Below are 18705 nucleotides of genomic sequence, written 5' to 3'. Positions count from 1 at the left end.
ATTCACCGATAACCCAACAACAAAACCCGCCCTCCTCACCGATAACCCAACAACAAAACCCGCCCTCCTCACCGATAACCCAACAACAAAACCCGCCCTCCTCACCGATAACCCAACAACAAAACCCGCCCTCCTCACCGATAACCCAACAACAAAACCCGCCCTTTCTCACCGATAACCCAACAACAAAATCCGCCCTTTCTCACCAATAACGGAACAACAACATCTATCTTTATCTACATAATTGATAAAACATACTCACCTTCATTAACCGCATAATTCTTGGCAACGCTAAACACCAAACCATCGGATTCAGCCTGAACGTCAATTATTTGAGGTAAATCCCCTTCTCGATTAAAACTTAGTAATTGATACAAAGGCTGCTCGGCTTGAATTTGACTGCCCAACGGAACTCGTGATTGAATCATCCCCCCGACTGGAGCATAGTACGGCTGAATTTGGCTTTTTATGGTAAAGTTAACGGATTGAGAGGTTGTCTTCTCTAAGGGCAAATCTGGACAATCGACCAGTTGTTTTTGTGCCAAATAATTTTTGATCCCCAGAACTCCTTTTTTTACCGAATCGGGATTCATTTCCATCCCCGAACCCAGTTCAAGTGTCCAAGACTCAACATCAAACTGAATCGCTTTACCCAAGGCGGCTAATTGCTTCTCTAATGCCAACCACGGCTTCATAAAGGCTTCGTCAAAGGCATCACCATCATATTCATTCATCAAAATTCCGCGATCCAACAGAAAAGCTTTGGCACTTTCCTCACGACTCTGGAAACAATACAAATAATCAATCGCCTGATTGGTGGAACTATGAATATCAATTACATAGTTAGCATCTAAACAAAGGGATTGAAGCTGATAGCGATAGCGTTCAGTAAAAGCAAGTCCGCTAGGAGACTGAAGTTCGTCCAAATGTTGCTCAAAGCTGGATTGAATACGTTCTAGATAATTGCGGCGAATTTCTTCAGGAGAGTGATGCATCTGAAATTCAGCAAACTCAGTTAAATTCTCACATTCTTTTTCGTAGTCCCAAAATATCCGATTCCAATCTTTACCATCGTATGGATTGAAGCGCCCAGTGGCAAATAAATGATTCCGCTGGTTAGTGCCGATGGGATTACAGACAGGAACTAGCCAAATTTCTCCAGTGAGTTGACTATCCTCTAAGGTGCTGAAAAACTCAATCAGTTGGTGAATGACAGCATTGCCAACAATTTCTGAACCATGGAGATTAGCTTGAATGTATGCCTTTTTCCCAGGGTTAGCGCCAATAAACTTATAGACTGGGATCGAGAGGCGATCGCCCGAGGTGAGATGCTGAATCGGAAGGGTTGCAACAGTGGGAACCATAGGGATTGGGTACAGGAAAGTATGAGGGCTAAGGTGTAGGGTGGGCTCAGACGACTAAATCGTTGCTAACATAAGAATCTTAACGGCATCATCTCGATCATTATGGGCAATAGTTTCGGGCATCTGTTTCGGATTACGACTTATGGAGAATCCCACGGCGGCGGTGTCGGTGTGGTGATTGATGGATGTCCACCCCAATTGGAGATTTCCGCCACAGAGATTCAGTTTGAACTCGATCGCAGGCGTCCGGGACAAAGCAAGATTACCACCCCGCGCAAGGAAACCGATACCTGTGAAATTCTCTCCGGCGTCTTTGAAGGGAAAACTCTAGGCACCTCCATTTCTATCTTTGTCCCCAACAAAGATACTCGCCCCCAAGATTACTCAGAGATGGCTCTCAAATATCGCCCATCCCACGCTGATGCCACTTATGATGCTAAATATGGGATTCGCAATTGGCAGGGCGGTGGACGTTCCTCAGCACGGGAAACCATTGGTCGAGTTGCAGCGGGTGCGATCGCGAAAAAAATCCTTAAACAGGTTGCCAATGTGGACATCGTTGGCTATGTTAAACGCATTCATGATTTAGAAGGCACCGTTGATCCCCACACCGTCACCCTGGAACAGGTTGAAAGTAATATCGTCCGTTGTCCTGATAGTGAATGCGCCCAACGAATGATAGAAAAAATCGAGTTAATCCGGCGTGAAGGGGATTCCATTGGTGGGGTAGTCGAATGTGTCGCCCGCAATGTGCCCAAAGGACTAGGAGAACCCGTCTTTGATAAGCTGGAAGCGGATCTCGCCAAAGGGGTGATGTCCCTACCTGCTAGCAAAGGCTTTGAGATTGGATCTGGCTTTGCCGGAACATTACTCACGGGTTCTGAACATAATGATGAATTCTATCTCGATGATACGGCAGAGGTGCGGACAACAACCAACCGTTCTGGCGGCATTCAGGGAGGTATCACAAACGGAGAATCGATTATTTTGCGAGTGGCGTTTAAGCCCACTGCTACTATACGAAAAGAACAGCGTACAGTGACCAGTACCGGTGAAGAAACAATACTAGCAGCCAAAGGACGTCACGACCCTTGCGTCTTGCCCAGGGCTGTGCCTATGGTAGAAGCAATGGTCGCCTTAGTATTATGTGATCACCTACTGCGTCATCAGGGTCAGTGCCATACATTAAAGCCTTAAAATTCCGATGGAAAGCAGTCCTTCCTCTGAGTTCGTTGTCCAATTCTGGGGCGTGCGGGGTAGTATTCCCTCCCCTGGTAAAGAAACCATTCGCTACGGCGGGAACACCTCCTGTGTGGAGATGCGTATCGCTGGCAAACGCCTAATTTTTGATGGGGGTACCGGTATCCGGATGCTGGGGAAACATCTAAAGCCCCAACTCCCGGTTGAAGCCTATTGGTTTTTTACCCATTATCACTGGGATCATATTCAGGGCGTACCCTTTTTTGACCCCGCTTTTATCGAGGGGAATGTCTTGCATATTCATGGCGCTGCACCGGATGGAGTGTCTATGCAGCAGCATTTCAAAGAACGGGTATTGCATTTGAATTCACCGGTGCCGAAACGAGAAATCCAGGCGGATTTGAAGTTCTATGACTTGATCTGTGGCGATACCATGACCCTAGGGGATATTACCATTGAAACCAGTCCCCTGAATCATCCCAATGGCGCGATGGGATATCGGGTAAGTTGGCAGGGACGTTCTGCGGTCTACTGTACCGATACCGAACATTATCCTGATCACTTGGATGAAAATGTACTGAATTTAGCTCGTGATGCGGATATCCTGATTTACGATGCCATGTACACTGACCAAGAATACCACAATCCCAAATCTCCTAAGGTGGGTTGGGGACATTCAACCTGGCAAGAAGGGGTAAAACTTGCCAAAGCCGCTGGCGTTAAGCAACTGGCGATTTTCCACCACGAACCCAATCATACTGATGATAATCTCGATGAAATTGCCATTGAGGTGCAAAGTGCTTGTGAAGGTTCGTTTTTGGCAAAGGAAGGACTCATTATTCCCCTTATTTAGAACACCAGTCCTGCCATCGAAATCAATGCTAGAACCACAACTTCTGTAAAGCCAACTGTCCCTTCTGTACGGCTAAAGAATATCCATTGAATGGGACTATCAATTCACCTGTGTTGATGTGCGACAGATTTAAACTCCTCGATGCCGTTCCGCTGGGATACTGGATTGCTTCACCAGGGAAGTATTTGCTATAAGCAGTGGTATATCCTTTCTGTATATATGGAGTCCCCAATGGAAACGGCAAAGCTGTTTATGAGTGGCAATAGTCAGGCGGTGCGCTTGCCCAAGAGTTATCGCTTTTCTGGGGATGAAGTGGTAATTAAACGATTGGGTAATGGGGTTGTCCTGCTTCCCAAGGAAGACCCCTGGCAGGTCATGTTTGATGCCCTTCAAGATTTCCCAGTGGATCTCCAGCTTGAGCGCGATCAATCACTCCCTGTGGAGCGAGAACCAATTGTATGAAAATTTTGCTGGATACGGATATCTGTATTTATGTGATTAACCGCCCCAAACCCCAAACCCCTAGAACGGTTGCGCTTATATTCCATCGGTGAAGTTGGCATATCGGCAATTACCTATGCTGAGTTACGCTTTGGGGTTGAAAATAGTGCCCGCCCCGAAGAAAATATTGACCGATTGGAACGTTTTCTACTGCCTCTGGAAATTATGCCATTTGATATGGCAGCAGGGCTTTGTTACGGACGACTACGGACTGAACTCAAACGAGTTGGCTTGCTGATTGGCAACAACGATCTGTTGATTGCCAGCCATGCCCTGAGCCTGAATGTTGCGATCGCAACGAATAATGTGCGTGAATTTAGCCGCGTGCCAGGTCTTCAGGTTGAACAGTGGACATAACCTAGTGCAAGAAAGCAGAAATAACTGAACAGCTAATATCTCCCCCAGCTTCCCCAGCTCCCTCTGCTCCCCCTGCTTCATCGTATCTACGAAGCGGCTCTTGTATTTTTGCCGCGCTGCACTAGCAGAAGAGGTTGACAAAAGTTGATTGGGTATGACGACTGGAGAGGCGATCGCATCTCACCTAATCCATCACTATACCTAATGTGGGTTGTCCTTTGAAAATCCGATAGGATAGGAAGTTGGTCTATTGTAAGCGTCTACCCATTAAAAATTGATTATGACTGATTCGATTCGCTTTCTCATGTGCGCTCCAGACCACTACGATGTGGACTATGTGATTAATCCCTGGATGGAAGGGAATATTCATAAGTCCTCGCGCGATCGCGCCGTCGAACAGTGGCACAAGTTGCACCATGTCCTCAAAGATCACGCGATCGTGGATTTGGTTAACCCGGAAAAAGGGTGGCCCGATATGGTGTTTACGGCAAATGCGGGGCTGGTTCTCGGTAAAAATGTTGTCCTGAGTCGCTTCTTGCACAAAGAACGCCAGGGTGAGGAACCCCATTTCAAGCAGTGGTTTGAAGCCCAAGGCTACACTGTCCACGAACTCCCCAAAGAACTCCCCTTTGAAGGTGCAGGTGATGCCCTCCTAGATCGGGAAGGGCGCTGGTTATGGGCAGGCTATGGCTTCCGTTCGGAATTGGATTCTCACCCCTATCTGGCAAAATGGCTGGATATTGAAGTCGTCTCCCTGCGACTCACCGATGAGCGTTTCTATCACCTGGATACCTGTTTCTGTCCCCTGACAGGCGGCTATTTACTCTACTATCCCCCCGCCTTTGATGCGTACTCCAATCGCTTAATTGAAATGCGAGTCGCACCCGAAAAACGTATCGCCATAGACGAAGCCGATGCGGTGAACTTCGCCTGCAATGCGGTGAATGTTGACCAAGTTGTGGTGATGAACAAAGTCAGCGATCGCCTGAAGCAACGGTTGGCTGAGGCAGGGTTTAGAGTGGTTGAAACCCCCCTGACGGAATTCCTCAAAGCGGGTGGCGCAGCGAAATGCTTGACTCTCCGAGTAACGGAACCGGTTCGTACTGAACTCCATGCGAATGTCCCAGTCGAAAGCCGCATGATTCGTTTAGAAGGGCATTTGTTAGACTCTGGATTGATTAGTCGGGCGTTAGATCTGATTGTGGAAACAGGCGGTAGTTTCCAGGTTCTCAACTTCGATTTGGGTGTCCAACGACAAAGTACCTCCAGCGCTGAAATTCGCGTATCAGCACCCTCCCATGATGTGATGGAAGAGGTGATGAGCCAACTGATTGAGTTGGGAGCTGTCGCTCCCGTTCAAGAGGAATGTGATGCGAATCTTGAACCTGTGACTCAATCGGGTGTAGCACCGGATGACTTTTATGTTTCCACGATTTATCCCACAGAAGTCCGGATTAAGGGTGAGTGGGTGAAAGTCCAAAACCAGCGCATGGATGGGGCAATTGCGATCACCCAGATTGACTCCCAGCCTATTGCTTGCTGTAAAATCCTACGGGATCTAGAAGTCGGTGAACAGGTGGTTGTTGGTGTAGAAGGAATCCGCACCGTTCACAAGCCGAAAACCCGTGAACAGCGTGGGAGTGAAGAATTTAGCTTCATGGGTGCTGGCGTCTCTAGTGAACGCCGAGTGGAATTAATTGTCGAGCAAATTGCCTGGGAATTGCGCCAAATTCGCGATCAAGGGGGTAAAGTGATTGTTACCGCAGGTCCGGTGGTGATTCACACGGGGGGTTCTCAACATTTATCCCGTCTAATACGCCAAGGATATGTGCAAGCGCTGTTGGGCGGTAATGCGATCGCGGTTCATGATATTGAGCAATCCCTGATGGGAACCTCTCTGGGTGTGGATATGAAACGGGGTGTCCCGGTACGGGGTGGACACCGCCACCATCTCAAGGTAATTAATACCATCCGTCGTTATGGCAGCATTGCTGGTGCTGTGGAGAAAGGGGCATTGACAAAAGGGATTATGTATGAATGCATCAAGCAGAATGTTCCCTTTTCCCTAGCCGGTTCCATTCGCGATGATGGACCCCTACCGGATACGCAGATGAATTTGATTAAAGCCCAAGCCGACTATGCCAAACTGCTGGAAGGGGCGGACATGATTTTGATGCTATCCACGATGCTGCACTCTATTGGGGTGGGAAATATGACACCATCTGGGGTGAAAATGGTTTGTGTGGATATCAATCCAGCCGTTGTTACTAAGTTAAGCGATCGCGGTTCCTTAGAATCCGTGGGTGTGGTAACAGATGTGGGCTTATTCCTGAGTTTGTTGGTACAACAGTTGGATAAGTTGACCAGTCCTTATCAACAGTCAGCGTAATCGATTGGGCGGTTAGAAACCGCAGCTACACAAACGAAACCCGCCTGCGCGGGTTTCCACAGTCCTAGAGAACTGATGAAGAATGAAAACGATACCCGAACTTCCCAAAACTCTACCCGATCACACCCAACTCCCAGAATCCGATGGTACGTTTGTGAAAAACTTTCAGGAACATCCTCAAAGTATTCTGTTAACCGAGTCCATTGAGCCGATTCTCCAACAACTACACCCCGATGGATACTATGCCATCGGTCAAGACAGTGGTATCTACTGGCGCTTAACTGACCCACCAGAGCGCGGAGCCGAAGCCCCTGACTGGTTTTATGTTGCCAATGTGCCACCCACCCTGGACGGTCAAATGCGGCGCTCCTACGTCCTGTGGCAGGAAATCGTTTCCCCCCTCATCGCCTTAGAATTCGTCTCTGGAAATGGCTCCGAAGAACGAGATTCCACGCCTTATCAAGGCAAGTTCTGGGTTTACGAACAAGCGATTCGCATTCCTTTCTACGGCATCTACGAAGTAGAGCAAGCCAGGGTAGACGTTTATCATCTGTTAGAAGGACGCTACAGGTTGTTACCCGCCAATGATCGCGGACATTACCCGATTGAGCCACTGGGAGTAGAGCTGGGCATTTGGCAGGGACGCTACAAGAACGTAGAACTGCCCTGGTTGCGGTGGTGGGATAGTCAGGGGCATTTGCTGTTGACAGGGGAAGAACGAGCCGAACAGGAACGCCAGCGAGCTGAACGAGCCGAGGGAGAGAATGCTCGTTTGCGGGAGCAGCTCAGGGCTTTGGGGATAGAGCCGGAAACATGATAACGCGATTTGTGGGATCTAGATGATCGCTCGTTCTCGAAATCAAACACTATTGAGAAAATAACGTTCCGGAAACTTTTCTGTAATCATCATTACAGGTTTACCATTGGTAAATACGCGATAGGTACGAGAAAGCAGATTGTCACTCGCCTCAATGTTAAAATACTCCGCTAAACCCTGAGCCGGTTCTTTAGCAGAATCCAAAATTTCTTTAAAGGTTTCCACCTTTTGCTCCAACCAAATCTTACCAATTGGGGTTTTGGTTTTAAACAATTCATGTCTAAAATTATCATCCAGGTGTTCGGGAACCAGGAGGGATTCCGCGTAAATAAAGTTTTGGCGACTAATGCGTCCTTGCAGTAAAATGCGTCTATCAATCACTTCTGTCCCCTCCGCTAACTCCATAATCGGAAGTGATTTGGGAATGGGGATAAGATTTTGGGAGATTTTGACAACCTGGATCTGTTCAAAGAGATAGGCTTCCAGAATATCAGTTAACGTGCCATCGGTAGTGAGTAAAATTCGCTGAAACGTACTCAATGTCGCCGGATTGATATGATGGCGCTCTAGAGACTGTTGTAAATCGTCTCGCATGAGGTGTTCGTTTGCTATTAGTTGGCTCATGGTGTCTGAACTCCTATTTCCCCTATCCACTTGGTTGAATGAAAAACGCTAAAACCGAGGTTTTGTATACAGTTAGCGTTTGTATCACCCTGAAAGTTTACATTTATTTACAACTAAAATTAATGTAACACTCTTGCGACTATTTGACCACCTGAACATAATTGAATAGAGACGTAGCATGCTACGTCTCTACAGTTGGAGGAGATAGCCGTGCTGGGATTTTTCCCACACCCTACACCCAATCTCTATGCACCAACAACCACACCACCGTTCGGATGTAGCACCCGCCATATAAGACGCATCTTGAGACGCTAAGAAAACGAAACTGGGTCTTCCGTAGTTAGTGTGCTAAATTGTTAGTTTGATTGACCAGAATATTTGACAGTTCATTTATCGGTGAGATAGGGCGGGTTTTGCTGTTCATTTATCGGTGAATAGCTGAATTTAGTCCCTAAACCCGCCCCTACATTTGGCTTGGCAATTTCTGCTTGGCTTCCTTAAATAGAGTTGCCATTTGTTGTTGAATCCAGTTGAGGCTAGGGTGGGTAAAATCCCCAGTCTTGTGGTTCAGATTAAGCCGCTTTGATCACAACGACGGCTACCTCGCTATTATGTCGATAAGCACCAAATTGAAAATCCCCGTAAACTTGGGAAATTTTCAACCCACAGGTTTCTAGTAACAATTGGAATTCACCCAGGAAAAAAAAGCGACTTTTCCATAATACCACTTGTTCCCGTTCTAAACATCCGTCGTGAGCATAAATTCGGTAATGTCTATCTTGTTCCATAATCTGGGTGGATGAGTCGAAACGAAAGGTACTCCACATTTCCGTTGTCTTTCCTGTTTCTGGGTTAATTGCCTGTTTAACTTTCATTAGCGCCAGATCATTATTCAACCACTTCTCATCCCGTGCTTCTTCCCAGGTGGGTAGATCAATCACTAATGTCCCCCCATCGGCAAGATGTCGCCGCAGACAATTTAGGCAGGATTTTTGGTCTTCAATTGTTAGGAGATACACAAAACTGCCGAAGGGAACAAAGACAAAGGTAAATTTTTGATTTAAATCAAAATCCCGCATATCGGCTTGATACAAATGTATCCGGTTGCGGGTTGTTTCTGGACTATCTGCCAGTTTATCTTTGAATTTTTGCAGCATAGCCGCCGAGTAATCGATGCCATGGACAATTCGCCCTTTTTCGGCTAAAGGAATTGCCAGTCTACCTGTACCCACAGCACATTCCAGGATAGACTCATGTCCTTCGGTTAAATGAGAATACATCTCAATATCTTTGGTCGTCTTGTGGTACAACCAATCATATAAATTCGGGCGTTCCGGTACTTGGGGAAAGATATCTTTTGTCATGATTTTATTTCACATTTTCAACGGTGTTTGTGTCTTTATTGATTCAAATTAAACCATCGGCTTTCATCCAGTCAATTGTCTGAGCAAATGCGGCAATGGTTTGTTTGATATCTGCGGCTGAATGGGCTGCCATGGTGACACTGCTTAGGGAAATATCGACTCCACAGAGTAACAAACCCCGGCGCAAACTTTGACGCAGTTCTGGGTTTCCCCGACGCATTAACTGGCGTAAATCCCACTGATACGGGTCAAAATCAGCCGTTTTCAGGTGATGGATAGTGTGACCAATTAAGAACTTGATACAAGAAAATTCGCCGTATACTACCCAGTCGAGATGGTATTGGTCAATTATTTCATTTAAACCCCGACGCAGGTTTTTGGCAAGTTGATTAACCTGGGCTTGAGGTTCACCCGTTTTCACGATTTTCAACATCGCAATTCCCGCCGCTGCCGATAATGGGTTGGCGTTAAAGGTTCCTAAATGGGATACTTTTTTACCTTGACCTAGTTTAGCCTGTTCCCGTTTAGAAATTAAATTTAAAATCTGCTTTTTTCCCACCACTGCTCCCCCCGGTAATCCCCCCGCCAACACCTTGGCTAGGGTGGTTAAATCTGGCATAACCTGATAATAGGCTTGGGCGCCGCCAGGAGCAATCCGAAATCCGGTGATAATTTCATCGAAAATTAATAGTACACCATAATGTTGGGTGAGTTCTCGTAACTGATGCAGAAACTCACCATTTGTGGGAATTACCCCAGAACAAGCCCCTGTGGGTTCTAAAATAATACAAGCGATATCGGGGTCAGTTTGTAACCATTTTTCCACGGCATGAATATCGTTGGGTGGACAAACAATTGTCATGTCGCTAATACTCTGATAAATTCCCGATTCTGGTGTTTCATTTGCACCTAAAATCACGGAATCATGCCACCCGTGATAATGTCCAACAAATCTGATTAGCTTTTTTTTACCCGTGTATGTGCGTGCGAGTCGAATTGCTAGCAAATTGGCTTCTGTTCCCGAATTGGTAAACCGTACTCGTTCGGCGGAAGGGATTAATTCCATCACCAAGTTTGCCCATTCGATTTCCAGGGGATGACAGGCACTATAGTGGGTTCCGTTTTGGATTTGTTGGGTTACCGCTGCCACAATTTCCGGGGGATTATGTCCGAGTAATAATGCGCCATTTCCGCCCCAATAATCGATGAATTCTTTGCCACAAATTCCTGTTTTTTTTGACCCTTGGGCTTGTTGGATGTAAATGGGGAAGGGTTCGGTATAGCGCCCATCACTGGTGATGCCATCGGGAAAAATAGTATTTGCCTGTTGTGCCAGGTTTTTGTGGTTTTGAAACTGCTGGTGATATCGTTCTAAGATTGTTGGCATTGATGTTTTCCTCTACTGGTTGTAGAGACGCGCCATGGCGCGTCTCTACACAATGGATGTTTTTTCATCGAATAGGTATAAAAAATATTCGTAACGTTCACCCAAATATAATTCCGCTTTCTGGATCAAGTTTTCCAGGGTTAAATTCGATGGGTATTGGTGAAATATATCTGACTGGTGGAATAGGGGATATAAACTTGTCATGGCGAGGATATAGAACAAATCATGATCCATTTTATAGCTGCGGCGTCTTTCTGAAGACCAATCCTGATTAATTTCTTGTTTATATTTCTTGAGTAAGAACAGGTAAGGAATAAAACAATTCCACAACTTATTCGTAATTGTCTTAATCTCCGCTGTAGTCGCTTGGGGAAAATAGCCGCTAATCAACTCAAAGAGTGGATCGTATTTCAGGAGATTGTTAAGGGTATAAATTTCCAACACCGAAGGGGTACCAAATTTAGCCACGGTTCGGTATACCACAGAGCCTAATTCTCGTAACGCTTGCAAGGTACGCAACTCTTCCGGTATTTCTGCCATCTGTCGCGTGGAATCTAAGTCGGTAAAGAGTACCTCTTGGCGCTGAAAATCGTACTCAAAATTAGACCATTCGGGGGAATATCGGTATAATCCAGCTAGGGTAAAGTCGCGCATACTTTTGCCGATTTTTCGGGCAAGAATATTAATGGTTTCTAACCGAGTGGTTTCACAGGTTGGATCACCCTCAATTCCTAAAGACTCACGGATGCGATTATAATAGTTATCGGCGCCAGGATTCGTACCCCGTTGAGTGGCGCTGCCAAACTGCACCTCCGATAACCGATAAGGCGCCGTATCGGGTACTAGAGAAATAACCGCACCCATGGGTTTACCCAGAAATCGATAATTCTCTGCATACTGAATCACGGCGACGGGAACAATCGTGGGTACACCGTTTTCCACTAGGATTTCGGCACTACGATACTCCAGGAGAGCGCGACTGTGGAGAATTCCACCCACGGGAGCCGGATCACTATAAACAAAGGTGTAGTCTCCCTCTGAGTTGAAGCCGAAATGGGGATAGGTGGCAAAACTTTCTAGGGGTTTCGTGGTTGGGGGGATGGGAGTTTCGGTGAAGGAATCTAGGAGTGGATCTCGATGACGACTGGTATCGGGGGGATTCCAAGCGCCTACTCCTTTAAGTTTGGCGGCTCTGAGTTTATAGTTGGGATTGGCAACTAAAGCGGCTGGCTCATTCAATTTATGCCATGCCATTCTGCCACGGCGAGGGAATTCCGGGATGCGTTGCCAACTGGCAAGCTCAATCAGGGTTTCAAATTCGCGATCGCTAAGATCAAGACCTGGAAAACGATGGGTGATAGTATAATCTAGGCTTGGTGTGGTCATTTGTCAAAACACTGATTTCACGGATTTATTGTCTAGATGGCGGTAGGGGCGTGAGAGTTTGTTGACACTGATTACACAGAGAATTTAGTTCTCTCATCTTCAGGGTAGGATTGGGATTTTAACGGGGGTTGGTTTGTCTCATTTGTTCTTTGTTATTGGTAATGGATTCCGGGGGAGTTTACACAAGCTATCCGAGTTAGGTTTATTTCGAGCAACTGACTTAATTTAAACGGTGCCGACGGTTAAGACTTCCAATATGCCGTAATAGAAATCATCGCAATTGAGGATATAGGTTTCAGACAGGGGATTAAAATATTCACTCCATTGATTTAACTCTGCCTGGGAAAGATAGGGAGCGGCAATTTTTGTATACAATTGGGCATTTCCTGTAATGTAATGCTTGGCGGCTGGCGAGAGCGGCGGCAGTAGCTGTAGGGCATAGGATGTAGTGGAAATGTTGGCAAATCCAGCTTGTCGAAAAATACCATGGGATTTTCGCCCAAAATAGTTATCAAAATAGTGTTCTGGGGTTCTTGACTCAAAGGCTTGGGCAACGGCTAACATGACTTTGCCCGATAGATAAGGGCTGATCGGATGCACAATAAACATACCATCATCCCAGCTGCGATCGGCAATTCTGCCGCCTTTTTTGGTGATTTGTTTTTGCTGGGCTAAGACGGCGTGAATATCGGCTAAATACGGGGAACAACCGCTGATAAACACTAAATCAAAGGTTTCATCGGCAAAGGATAGATTCCTTAAATCATCTACTCGATATTCAATTATGTCTTTGAGCGGGTGCTGCTCTAGATTTTGCCTTGCATACTCAATCCAGCGTGAGTCGATATCTACCCCAATCACTCGCCCGTTGGGTTTGACTTTTTCGGCAAACATAGAGGACCAAAGTCCAGCCCCACAGCCTAAATCTAGCACCCAATCCCCCGGTTTTAGCTGCAAATCATTAACGATTTGTTGGCGATGTTGTTTTTTAGCCAAATGGTGATCAAGTTGCCATTCAATATTGAGAAGTTCTAGCTCTTTGATTCCTGTACCGTGTTCCATTTAATTGGTCATTTATTGAAGTTTTCAGATTAATACGGGAATTATGCAGCTACACCATAGGTTCACGGTGCGTTACGCTTCGCTAACGCACCCTACGTAAGTATTAATCAATTTGTACTTTCCATGCTGTTTTGTGTTGGGTGATCCTGACAGGTTGGGGAGCGCTCCAATGAGTACCAATGACGAGAATATCTGTATCGCCGACATGGTTGAGAAATTCTCGTCGAGTTGTCTCGGCTTGCTGGGGAGAGGTATCGGCAACACATTTCCAGTCGGGGTGCATACATTGGCAGGGATGGTGCATAATATCTCCTGTAATCATGGCGTTCTGTCCTTGGGAGGAAATGGCTACACTAGAATGTCCAGGAGTATGACCGGGTGTTGGGATTAGTTGCAATTCTGGGGTAATTTGATAATTAGAATCCACTAAGTCTACCAATCCGGCGGCAAAGATGGGTGCGACAGAATCCCCAAAGGCTTTTGCCCAGAAATCGTCCTTTTGACTCCGACAATAGTCAAATTCAGGCTGGGTAATTAGATAGCGAGCATTGGGAAATGTGGGTATCCATTCCCCGTTCACGTTCATCGTATTCCAACCGATATGATCATAGTGCAAGTGGGTACAGACGACGATATCCACTTGTTCACGCTGGAAACCAGATTTAGCTATATCTTCAAGAAAGGGTTGATTGAGTTGGTTAAAGACTGGCTCTGAGCGTTGTTTATCATTGCCCAAACAGGTATCAATGATAATTTTATGCCCATAAGATTCAACTAGCAGTGCCTGAACTCTAAATTTCAGTGTACCGTCTGGCTCAACAAAATGGGGTTGGAGCCAGTCGAAGTCGGGGGCTAAGTTTTCTGGTGTCGCATCGGGGAGGCTAAATGATGCGTCTACTGATAAATCCAGTTCAATTACTGGGGTAATGGAAACATTCCCTATTTTCCAATTCATTCCTTTTTTCCTTCACTGCAATTAAGTTAAGTCGGTTGGTGGAAATAAATTTAACCCGGTTAAGTTGTGTAAACTCCCCTGAAATCCTTACCAATGACAAATGACAAGTTAGACGAAATAATCACCGTTAAAATCCCAATCCTACCCTGGAGATGAGAGAACTAAATTGTCTGTGTAATCAGTGTCAACAAGCTCTCGCGCCTCTACCTCCATCTGGACAATAAATCCGTGAAATCAGTGTTTTGACAAATGACGAGTTCCACCATTAACGTTTATTGTGCTTACCTATTTACCTGACTTTTCACCGGAAGTCTAGAAACCTGATTCGGGGCGGGTTTAGTTACATCTGGGTGCAACCGAAAAGATAGTAATAAAACCCGCCCCTACAGACTAAAATGGCACGTCTGAAACACCCACGTTGCGTCACATACCGTGAAACGTCAGACTTACTTATGATGTCCAAGCTTGGCGATAAAATACACCTTTGCCTAAATTATTATCGGTTTCGCTGGGGTGGAATTCATGGTGATTCCATACTGAGTCATAGCCGCCTTCTTTAATAATCGAATCCGACACCTTAATTAGGGGGCGGTATTGATGATGTTCTTGCCCTGCTTGAATAAAGGGGACATTATTAACCGCGTTATAAGAACAGTGCATTAACAGACGAGATGTATCAGAAGCATTGAACCCAGAACTATGGAGGGTGTTGGCGTGAAAAAATATGGCGTCTCCGGGTTCTATTTCGCAGTACACTACCTCAAATTCTGCCAATATTTTGGCTAATCGCTTGGGTTCGGGAATATTCTGGTATCCCTGATCTTCTACAATTATATGATTAATCCGACCCAGTAAATGAGATTTCTTGATCACTTGCAAACAGCCATTATCTTTATTGGTGGGGCTGAGGGCAATGGTACAAGTGAGGAGTTGGGGAAACAGACAGCCATCTTGATACCAATGATCGTAGTCTTGATGCCATGCTAAACCACTATTTCCGGGCTGAACTTTGACGATTTTTGAGTGCCAATGGTAACAGGGTTCGCCGAGTAAGGCTTCGGTGGCATCCACCATCCGAGCGATTCGCGGAATTACGCCGAATAGGGTGTTTCCGAGTTCTGTCCAAACCGAAACCCGAAAGTTATCACCCTGTTTATTGGTATTTCTTTGTGTCCAGTAACCGTTAAGATTTGGATCGTTTTCTAGTAATCGTTGTAAAGGCTCTATCTCCTCTGACTCAAAAAATTGGCGGATGATAATAAACCCATCCTGGTGATACTGGTTTACCTGATCGGCAGAGAGGGGGCGAGAGGTGAGCAGGGGTGGGTTTGACTCAGGGATTGAATTTGAGAGTGGTGATTTTTGCGTCAGATTCATGCTTTTTGATTAAATGTCACAGGTTATTAATGAGAAATGTTTCGGGAAGCTTCTGCATAAGCACTTTTGAGGGGAACGGTTAGTTTTCCGCCGTCGATGGTAATGGTTTGTCCTGTCATGTAACTGAGTTGATCCGATGCCAAACAAGTTACTAAAGCGGCGACTTCTTCGGGTTTACCCATCCGTGCCATGGGAACAGCAAACGCTAATTTATCTCTAGCCGTTTCCACCGAAATTTCTGTCGCCGCCGCCATGTTTTCGGCTAGGTTCAACATCGCACCTGTGGCAATTACTCCCGGACAAACGGTATGAATTAGCACATTATGTTCCGCCAACTCTGCCGCGATCGCGCGACTAAAAGCGGCTAATCCAGCTCGGAAGGTTGTGGAAATCAACAGATCGCCTCTGGGTTGTTCGACGGCGCTGGTGGCGATATTAATGACTCGCCCCCAACCGCGCTCCATCATCCCGGATACGACTCCTTTTATGAGTCGAATTGCACTCATGAGTACCAACTGATAGGCATTATCCCAATCGGAATCCTTTAATTGGGAAAGACAACCAGCGGGAGGGTTGCCTGTATTATTCACTAAGATATCGATCGCACCGAGTTGAGTTTGTACGGTTTCCAGCAGTCGTTCTATATCCGACTTCACACTCAAATCGGCGACGACACCGATAATCTTGCTATGAGTTTCTGCAGCTAAGGTTTGACGAGTTGCTTCAAGGGTTTTTGGGTTGCGGCTGCATAGAGCCACAATTGCTCCTTCTTGCGCTAGAGATTTCGCGATCGCTTTTCCTAATCCTTGGCTACTGGCACAGACTAAGGCTACCCGATCCTTTAATCCCAGATCCATAATTTAATCCCATTACTACCATTACTAAGACTTTTAGGTGTGGGCGAGTACCGGTTCACGGGAGCGGGTTACCGTTGGTTTGAGTTGAAAACTATTTGGCTCTAGCACATCCTGATGCACCACTTGCCAGAAACGATTCCAGAAGGCAATGCCGTGATGAAAGGTATCAAGCATTGATTTAATCTGATGATCGTCAGAGCAGGAATTCATCCCCATAGTTATTGCCCGTTTAATGTGTTCCGGTTCAACTTGAAAATGTTCTTGGAAATAGGCAGTCTGTCGTAATTCTTCCCGACTACACTCATCAGGCTGCAAACATTCAAATACATGAGAGATATTGTGTTCCGCCAAAAGCTCGAAACCGAGGAAAAATCCGGCAATCTCATAGTCATTATTGGCTTCGAGCAGTCGTTGTCTAAAGGGTTCCAGAACTTGATCCAGTTCAATTGTTGGATAAGCCAGTATGTCGTTTTTATCCATACCTGCTTTCTTATATGCCTCTAGCAGTAGAACAGAGTGAACCTGATCGGGAACTCCATTTCCCAATTCTTCATTAACTGTCTGGGCGACATAGCTGCGATTCCGATGATTTTGCAGCAAGGGCAGGGCTAAACAGAGAAAATCGGCGGCAAAGACACTGAAATGATACCAATAGGCAGCGACTCGCACAGCCGATGTAGCGGCTTGAATAATAGACAGTTCATGAACAGAGGTGTTGGCAAGCCAAGCCTGTTGTGATACAATTTGCTTAACTAGATTTTCCCAGTTTTCTATAGTGTTATTCTGGTTAAATAACGAGTTTTTACTGTGGTTCATTGTTGCTGAAAAATAGATGGAATATGCTATATCTATCTGTTGTTGTATCCCTGTGGAAGAATAGTCCTTGCCCACTATACCATCAAGTGGCTAAAATCACTCAACCGAAAAATGTAAATTTTTGTACACTTGTTGTTCAAATCAATGTCTCTTTTTAGGGTGGTATCGGTGCGGATTATTCCAAGTGCAAGAGAGTCGGTTAATTATTGTCGTAAATCTCTGTTGCGGGAAATCACTCTAGCTTGATGAAACATTGCCGCAAGTTCAGCACGAGTGGCTGGTTTATTGGGATTGAGTAAATTTCCTTGAGGATAGCCAGTGACTAAACCCGCTTTTACCGCCGCCGCGACATTAGCGATCGCGTAATCTGGTATTTTGTTGTTATCTGCGTATTGTTTTAAGGTTTTACTGGGTTCGGCTGGGGGTTTCAGGTTTAGGGCTTTAGCTAAGACAACTAAGGCTTCAGCACGGGTAATCGGTTGGTTGGGACGAAATTTATAATCAGGGTATCCGATAATTATTCCCGCTTTAGCCACCGCCTTAATTGCTTGAGCACCCCAGTAATTGGGCGGTAAATCCTTAAACGCGATCGCACGTTGCTTTGGTTTAAGAGCAAATCCCTGCTGTAGCATAACGGCTAACTCTCCACGGGTGGCAAATCGCTGCGGTTTAAATTCGCCCTGGGGAAAACCCACCACAATATCCCGCTTTGCCAAAGCTGCGATCGCATTTTTTGCCCAAAAGTCATCGGGAACATCCGAAAATTCTACCGAGGGAGTCGGTGTTGTTGGAGTCGGAAATGGGGTTTGCTGAGGCGTTGGAGATGTTCGATTAACTTGAACTCTTTCTGGCTCTCCTGCAACCTGGCGGCGAGACGTGCCTTGGCTCGTCTCTACAGGGCAAGATGTTATCTCAGACTCCGATAACTCAGGAGTCGTCGGCGTGGGTTTAGTGGGTTCTGGGGATTCCGGGGTTGAGTCAGGTTGAGGCGAGGGCGGGGAAAATCCCAAGTCTTGCAGAATTTGCTGTTTTTGTTCTTTACCCATCGCCCAATAGAAAATACCGCCAATTGTTGTCAATGTCACAATAATCGCAATCCACTCGTCCAAATCGAGAGGAGATGGGGGTTCTGGCGGATAGGGAGGGGACATAGCGATCGCGTAACCCATGAAACATATACGCTCTTACAGGAGATTAGCGATCGCGTCTGGATAATTCACTGTGCCTTTTGCGATGATCTGAGTGGAGCAATTCATGCGATCGCACTCTATCTTTATCTAAAATAGGGCTTACAGATGCAGGGAGATGATAAGGATGACAACGGTGACAACTCAGCCTAAAATTACCTGGGAGAAGCTACCCGATGATTTTCCCTTACCTGATGATCCTGTGGATA

Annotated in this window: 17 protein-coding genes and 1 pseudogene; 7 read left to right on the top strand and 11 right to left on the bottom strand. The window is 46.0% G+C overall.

Going from position 1 to position 18705, the window contains the following annotated elements; genetic code table 11:
- Window positions 1-236 precede the first annotated feature (236 nt).
- Entirely contained in the window at window positions 237-1364 is a 1128-nt protein-coding gene (locus RIG27_RS34290) for a M14 family zinc carboxypeptidase (RefSeq protein WP_446351479.1), read from the bottom strand.
- A gap of 102 nt (window positions 1365-1466) precedes the next feature.
- Between RIG27_RS34290 and aroC the strand changes: the two genes are divergently transcribed.
- The 6 genes from aroC to RIG27_RS34260 all read left to right on the top strand — a co-directional run bounded on the left by aroC (window position 1467) and on the right by RIG27_RS34260 (window position 7481).
- On the top strand, window positions 1467-2561 hold the full coding sequence (gene aroC / locus RIG27_RS34285; protein WP_446351478.1) for a chorismate synthase: 1095 nt from the start codon (window positions 1467-1469) through the stop codon (window positions 2559-2561).
- A gap of 7 nt (window positions 2562-2568) precedes the next feature.
- On the top strand, window positions 2569-3417 hold the full coding sequence (locus tag RIG27_RS34280; RefSeq protein ID WP_446351477.1) for an MBL fold metallo-hydrolase: 849 nt from the start codon (window positions 2569-2571) through the stop codon (window positions 3415-3417).
- Window positions 3418-3558: 141 nt separating this feature from the next.
- Window positions 3559-3879, top strand: coding sequence for an antitoxin (locus tag RIG27_RS34275; RefSeq protein ID WP_446349450.1), 321 nt, complete (start codon window positions 3559-3561; stop codon window positions 3877-3879).
- Window positions 3880-3948: 69 nt separating this feature from the next.
- A complete protein-coding gene (locus tag RIG27_RS34270) occupies window positions 3949-4275 on the top strand; it encodes a type II toxin-antitoxin system VapC family toxin (RefSeq protein WP_446351476.1) in 327 nt (108 codons plus the stop codon).
- Window positions 4276-4555: 280 nt separating this feature from the next.
- The gene (gene argZ, locus RIG27_RS34265) at window positions 4556-6664 is read left to right on the top strand and encodes a bifunctional arginine dihydrolase/ornithine cyclodeaminase (protein ID WP_446351475.1); all 2109 of its coding nucleotides are present in this window, start codon (window positions 4556-4558) and stop codon (window positions 6662-6664) included.
- An 82-nt stretch (window positions 6665-6746) separates the two neighbouring features.
- Window positions 6747-7481: a Uma2 family endonuclease gene (locus RIG27_RS34260; protein ID WP_446351474.1), complete on the top strand. Its 735-nt coding sequence runs from the start codon at window positions 6747-6749 to the stop codon at window positions 7479-7481.
- Between the two features lie 42 nt (window positions 7482-7523).
- On the opposite strand, the gene RIG27_RS34255 is transcribed toward RIG27_RS34260, so the two are convergent.
- From RIG27_RS34255 to RIG27_RS34210, 10 genes are all read right to left on the bottom strand, one after another.
- Window positions 7524-8105 (bottom strand): chorismate--pyruvate lyase family protein, encoded by a 582-nt coding sequence (locus tag RIG27_RS34255; RefSeq protein WP_446351473.1) that lies wholly within the window; start codon window positions 8103-8105, stop codon window positions 7524-7526.
- Window positions 8106-8677: 572 nt separating this feature from the next.
- The gene (locus RIG27_RS34250) at window positions 8678-9469 is read right to left on the bottom strand and encodes a class I SAM-dependent DNA methyltransferase (protein ID WP_446351472.1); all 792 of its coding nucleotides are present in this window, start codon (window positions 9467-9469) and stop codon (window positions 8678-8680) included.
- A gap of 43 nt (window positions 9470-9512) precedes the next feature.
- Window positions 9513-10856 carry an aspartate aminotransferase family protein gene (locus RIG27_RS34245; RefSeq protein WP_446351471.1) on the bottom strand — a complete coding sequence of 448 codons (1344 nt, stop codon included), beginning with the start codon at window positions 10854-10856 and terminating at the stop codon, window positions 9513-9515.
- 45 nt (window positions 10857-10901) lie between these two features.
- Window positions 10902-12242 carry an SET domain-containing protein gene (locus RIG27_RS34240; protein WP_446351470.1) on the bottom strand — a complete coding sequence of 447 codons (1341 nt, stop codon included), beginning with the start codon at window positions 12240-12242 and terminating at the stop codon, window positions 10902-10904.
- Window positions 12243-12467: 225 nt separating this feature from the next.
- The gene (locus RIG27_RS34235) at window positions 12468-13304 is read right to left on the bottom strand and encodes a methyltransferase domain-containing protein (protein WP_446351469.1); all 837 of its coding nucleotides are present in this window, start codon (window positions 13302-13304) and stop codon (window positions 12468-12470) included.
- A 103-nt stretch (window positions 13305-13407) separates the two neighbouring features.
- On the bottom strand, window positions 13408-14259 hold the full coding sequence (locus RIG27_RS34230) for an MBL fold metallo-hydrolase (protein WP_446351468.1): 852 nt from the start codon (window positions 14257-14259) through the stop codon (window positions 13408-13410).
- Window positions 14260-14709: 450 nt separating this feature from the next.
- The gene (locus RIG27_RS34225; RefSeq protein WP_446351467.1) at window positions 14710-15636 is read right to left on the bottom strand and encodes a phytanoyl-CoA dioxygenase family protein; all 927 of its coding nucleotides are present in this window, start codon (window positions 15634-15636) and stop codon (window positions 14710-14712) included.
- Window positions 15637-15662: 26 nt separating this feature from the next.
- Entirely contained in the window at window positions 15663-16493 is an 831-nt protein-coding gene (locus RIG27_RS34220; RefSeq protein ID WP_446351466.1) for an SDR family oxidoreductase, read from the bottom strand.
- A 33-nt stretch (window positions 16494-16526) separates the two neighbouring features.
- Window positions 16527-17309, bottom strand: a complete 783-nt coding sequence (locus RIG27_RS34215; RefSeq protein WP_446351465.1) for an iron-containing redox enzyme family protein — start codon at window positions 17307-17309, stop codon at window positions 16527-16529.
- 203 nt (window positions 17310-17512) lie between these two features.
- Window positions 17513-18460, bottom strand: a complete 948-nt coding sequence (locus RIG27_RS34210) for an S-layer homology domain-containing protein (RefSeq protein WP_446351464.1) — start codon at window positions 18458-18460, stop codon at window positions 17513-17515.
- 163 nt (window positions 18461-18623) lie between these two features.
- On the opposite strand from RIG27_RS34210, the pseudogene RIG27_RS34205 reads away from it, so the two are divergent.
- Window positions 18624-18705, top strand: a pseudogene (locus RIG27_RS34205) (Uma2 family endonuclease); the annotation flags it as partial.

Source organism: Coleofasciculus sp. F4-SAH-05 (assembly GCF_040222985.1).
In the GTDB taxonomy this organism is placed as follows: Bacteria; Cyanobacteriota; Cyanobacteriia; order Cyanobacteriales; family Coleofasciculaceae; genus Coleofasciculus; species Coleofasciculus chthonoplastes.
Note: the sequence above shows the minus strand (reverse complement) of the source record. Positions and strands in the feature narration are given on the sequence as shown.

What these genes read in the sequence shown, in the direction of transcription:
- RIG27_RS34230 (WP_446351468.1), bottom strand. Translation starts at nt 14,259, where the DNA reads ATGAATTGGAAAATAGGGAATGTTTCCATTACCCCAGTAATTGAACTG.
- RIG27_RS34250 (WP_446351472.1), bottom strand. Translation starts at nt 9,469, where the DNA reads ATGACAAAAGATATCTTTCCCCAAGTACCGGAACGCCCGAATTTATAT.
- RIG27_RS34260 (WP_446351474.1), top strand. Translation starts at nt 6,747, where the DNA reads ATGAAAACGATACCCGAACTTCCCAAAACTCTACCCGATCACACCCAA.
- RIG27_RS34210 (WP_446351464.1), bottom strand. Translation starts at nt 18,460, where the DNA reads ATGTCCCCTCCCTATCCGCCAGAACCCCCATCTCCTCTCGATTTGGAC.
- RIG27_RS34255 (WP_446351473.1), bottom strand. Translation starts at nt 8,105, where the DNA reads ATGAGCCAACTAATAGCAAACGAACACCTCATGCGAGACGATTTACAA.
- RIG27_RS34245 (WP_446351471.1), bottom strand. Translation starts at nt 10,856, where the DNA reads ATGCCAACAATCTTAGAACGATATCACCAGCAGTTTCAAAACCACAAA.
- aroC (WP_446351478.1), top strand. Translation starts at nt 1,467, where the DNA reads ATGGGCAATAGTTTCGGGCATCTGTTTCGGATTACGACTTATGGAGAA.
- RIG27_RS34225 (WP_446351467.1), bottom strand. Translation starts at nt 15,636, where the DNA reads ATGAATCTGACGCAAAAATCACCACTCTCAAATTCAATCCCTGAGTCA.
- RIG27_RS34235 (WP_446351469.1), bottom strand. Translation starts at nt 13,304, where the DNA reads ATGGAACACGGTACAGGAATCAAAGAGCTAGAACTTCTCAATATTGAA.
- RIG27_RS34220 (WP_446351466.1), bottom strand. Translation starts at nt 16,493, where the DNA reads ATGGATCTGGGATTAAAGGATCGGGTAGCCTTAGTCTGTGCCAGTAGC.
- RIG27_RS34280 (WP_446351477.1), top strand. Translation starts at nt 2,569, where the DNA reads ATGGAAAGCAGTCCTTCCTCTGAGTTCGTTGTCCAATTCTGGGGCGTG.
- RIG27_RS34215 (WP_446351465.1), bottom strand. Translation starts at nt 17,309, where the DNA reads ATGAACCACAGTAAAAACTCGTTATTTAACCAGAATAACACTATAGAA.
- RIG27_RS34290 (WP_446351479.1), bottom strand. Translation starts at nt 1,364, where the DNA reads ATGGTTCCCACTGTTGCAACCCTTCCGATTCAGCATCTCACCTCGGGC.
- argZ (WP_446351475.1), top strand. Translation starts at nt 4,556, where the DNA reads ATGACTGATTCGATTCGCTTTCTCATGTGCGCTCCAGACCACTACGAT.
- RIG27_RS34240 (WP_446351470.1), bottom strand. Translation starts at nt 12,242, where the DNA reads ATGACCACACCAAGCCTAGATTATACTATCACCCATCGTTTTCCAGGT.
- RIG27_RS34275 (WP_446349450.1), top strand. Translation starts at nt 3,559, where the DNA reads ATGCCGTTCCGCTGGGATACTGGATTGCTTCACCAGGGAAGTATTTGC.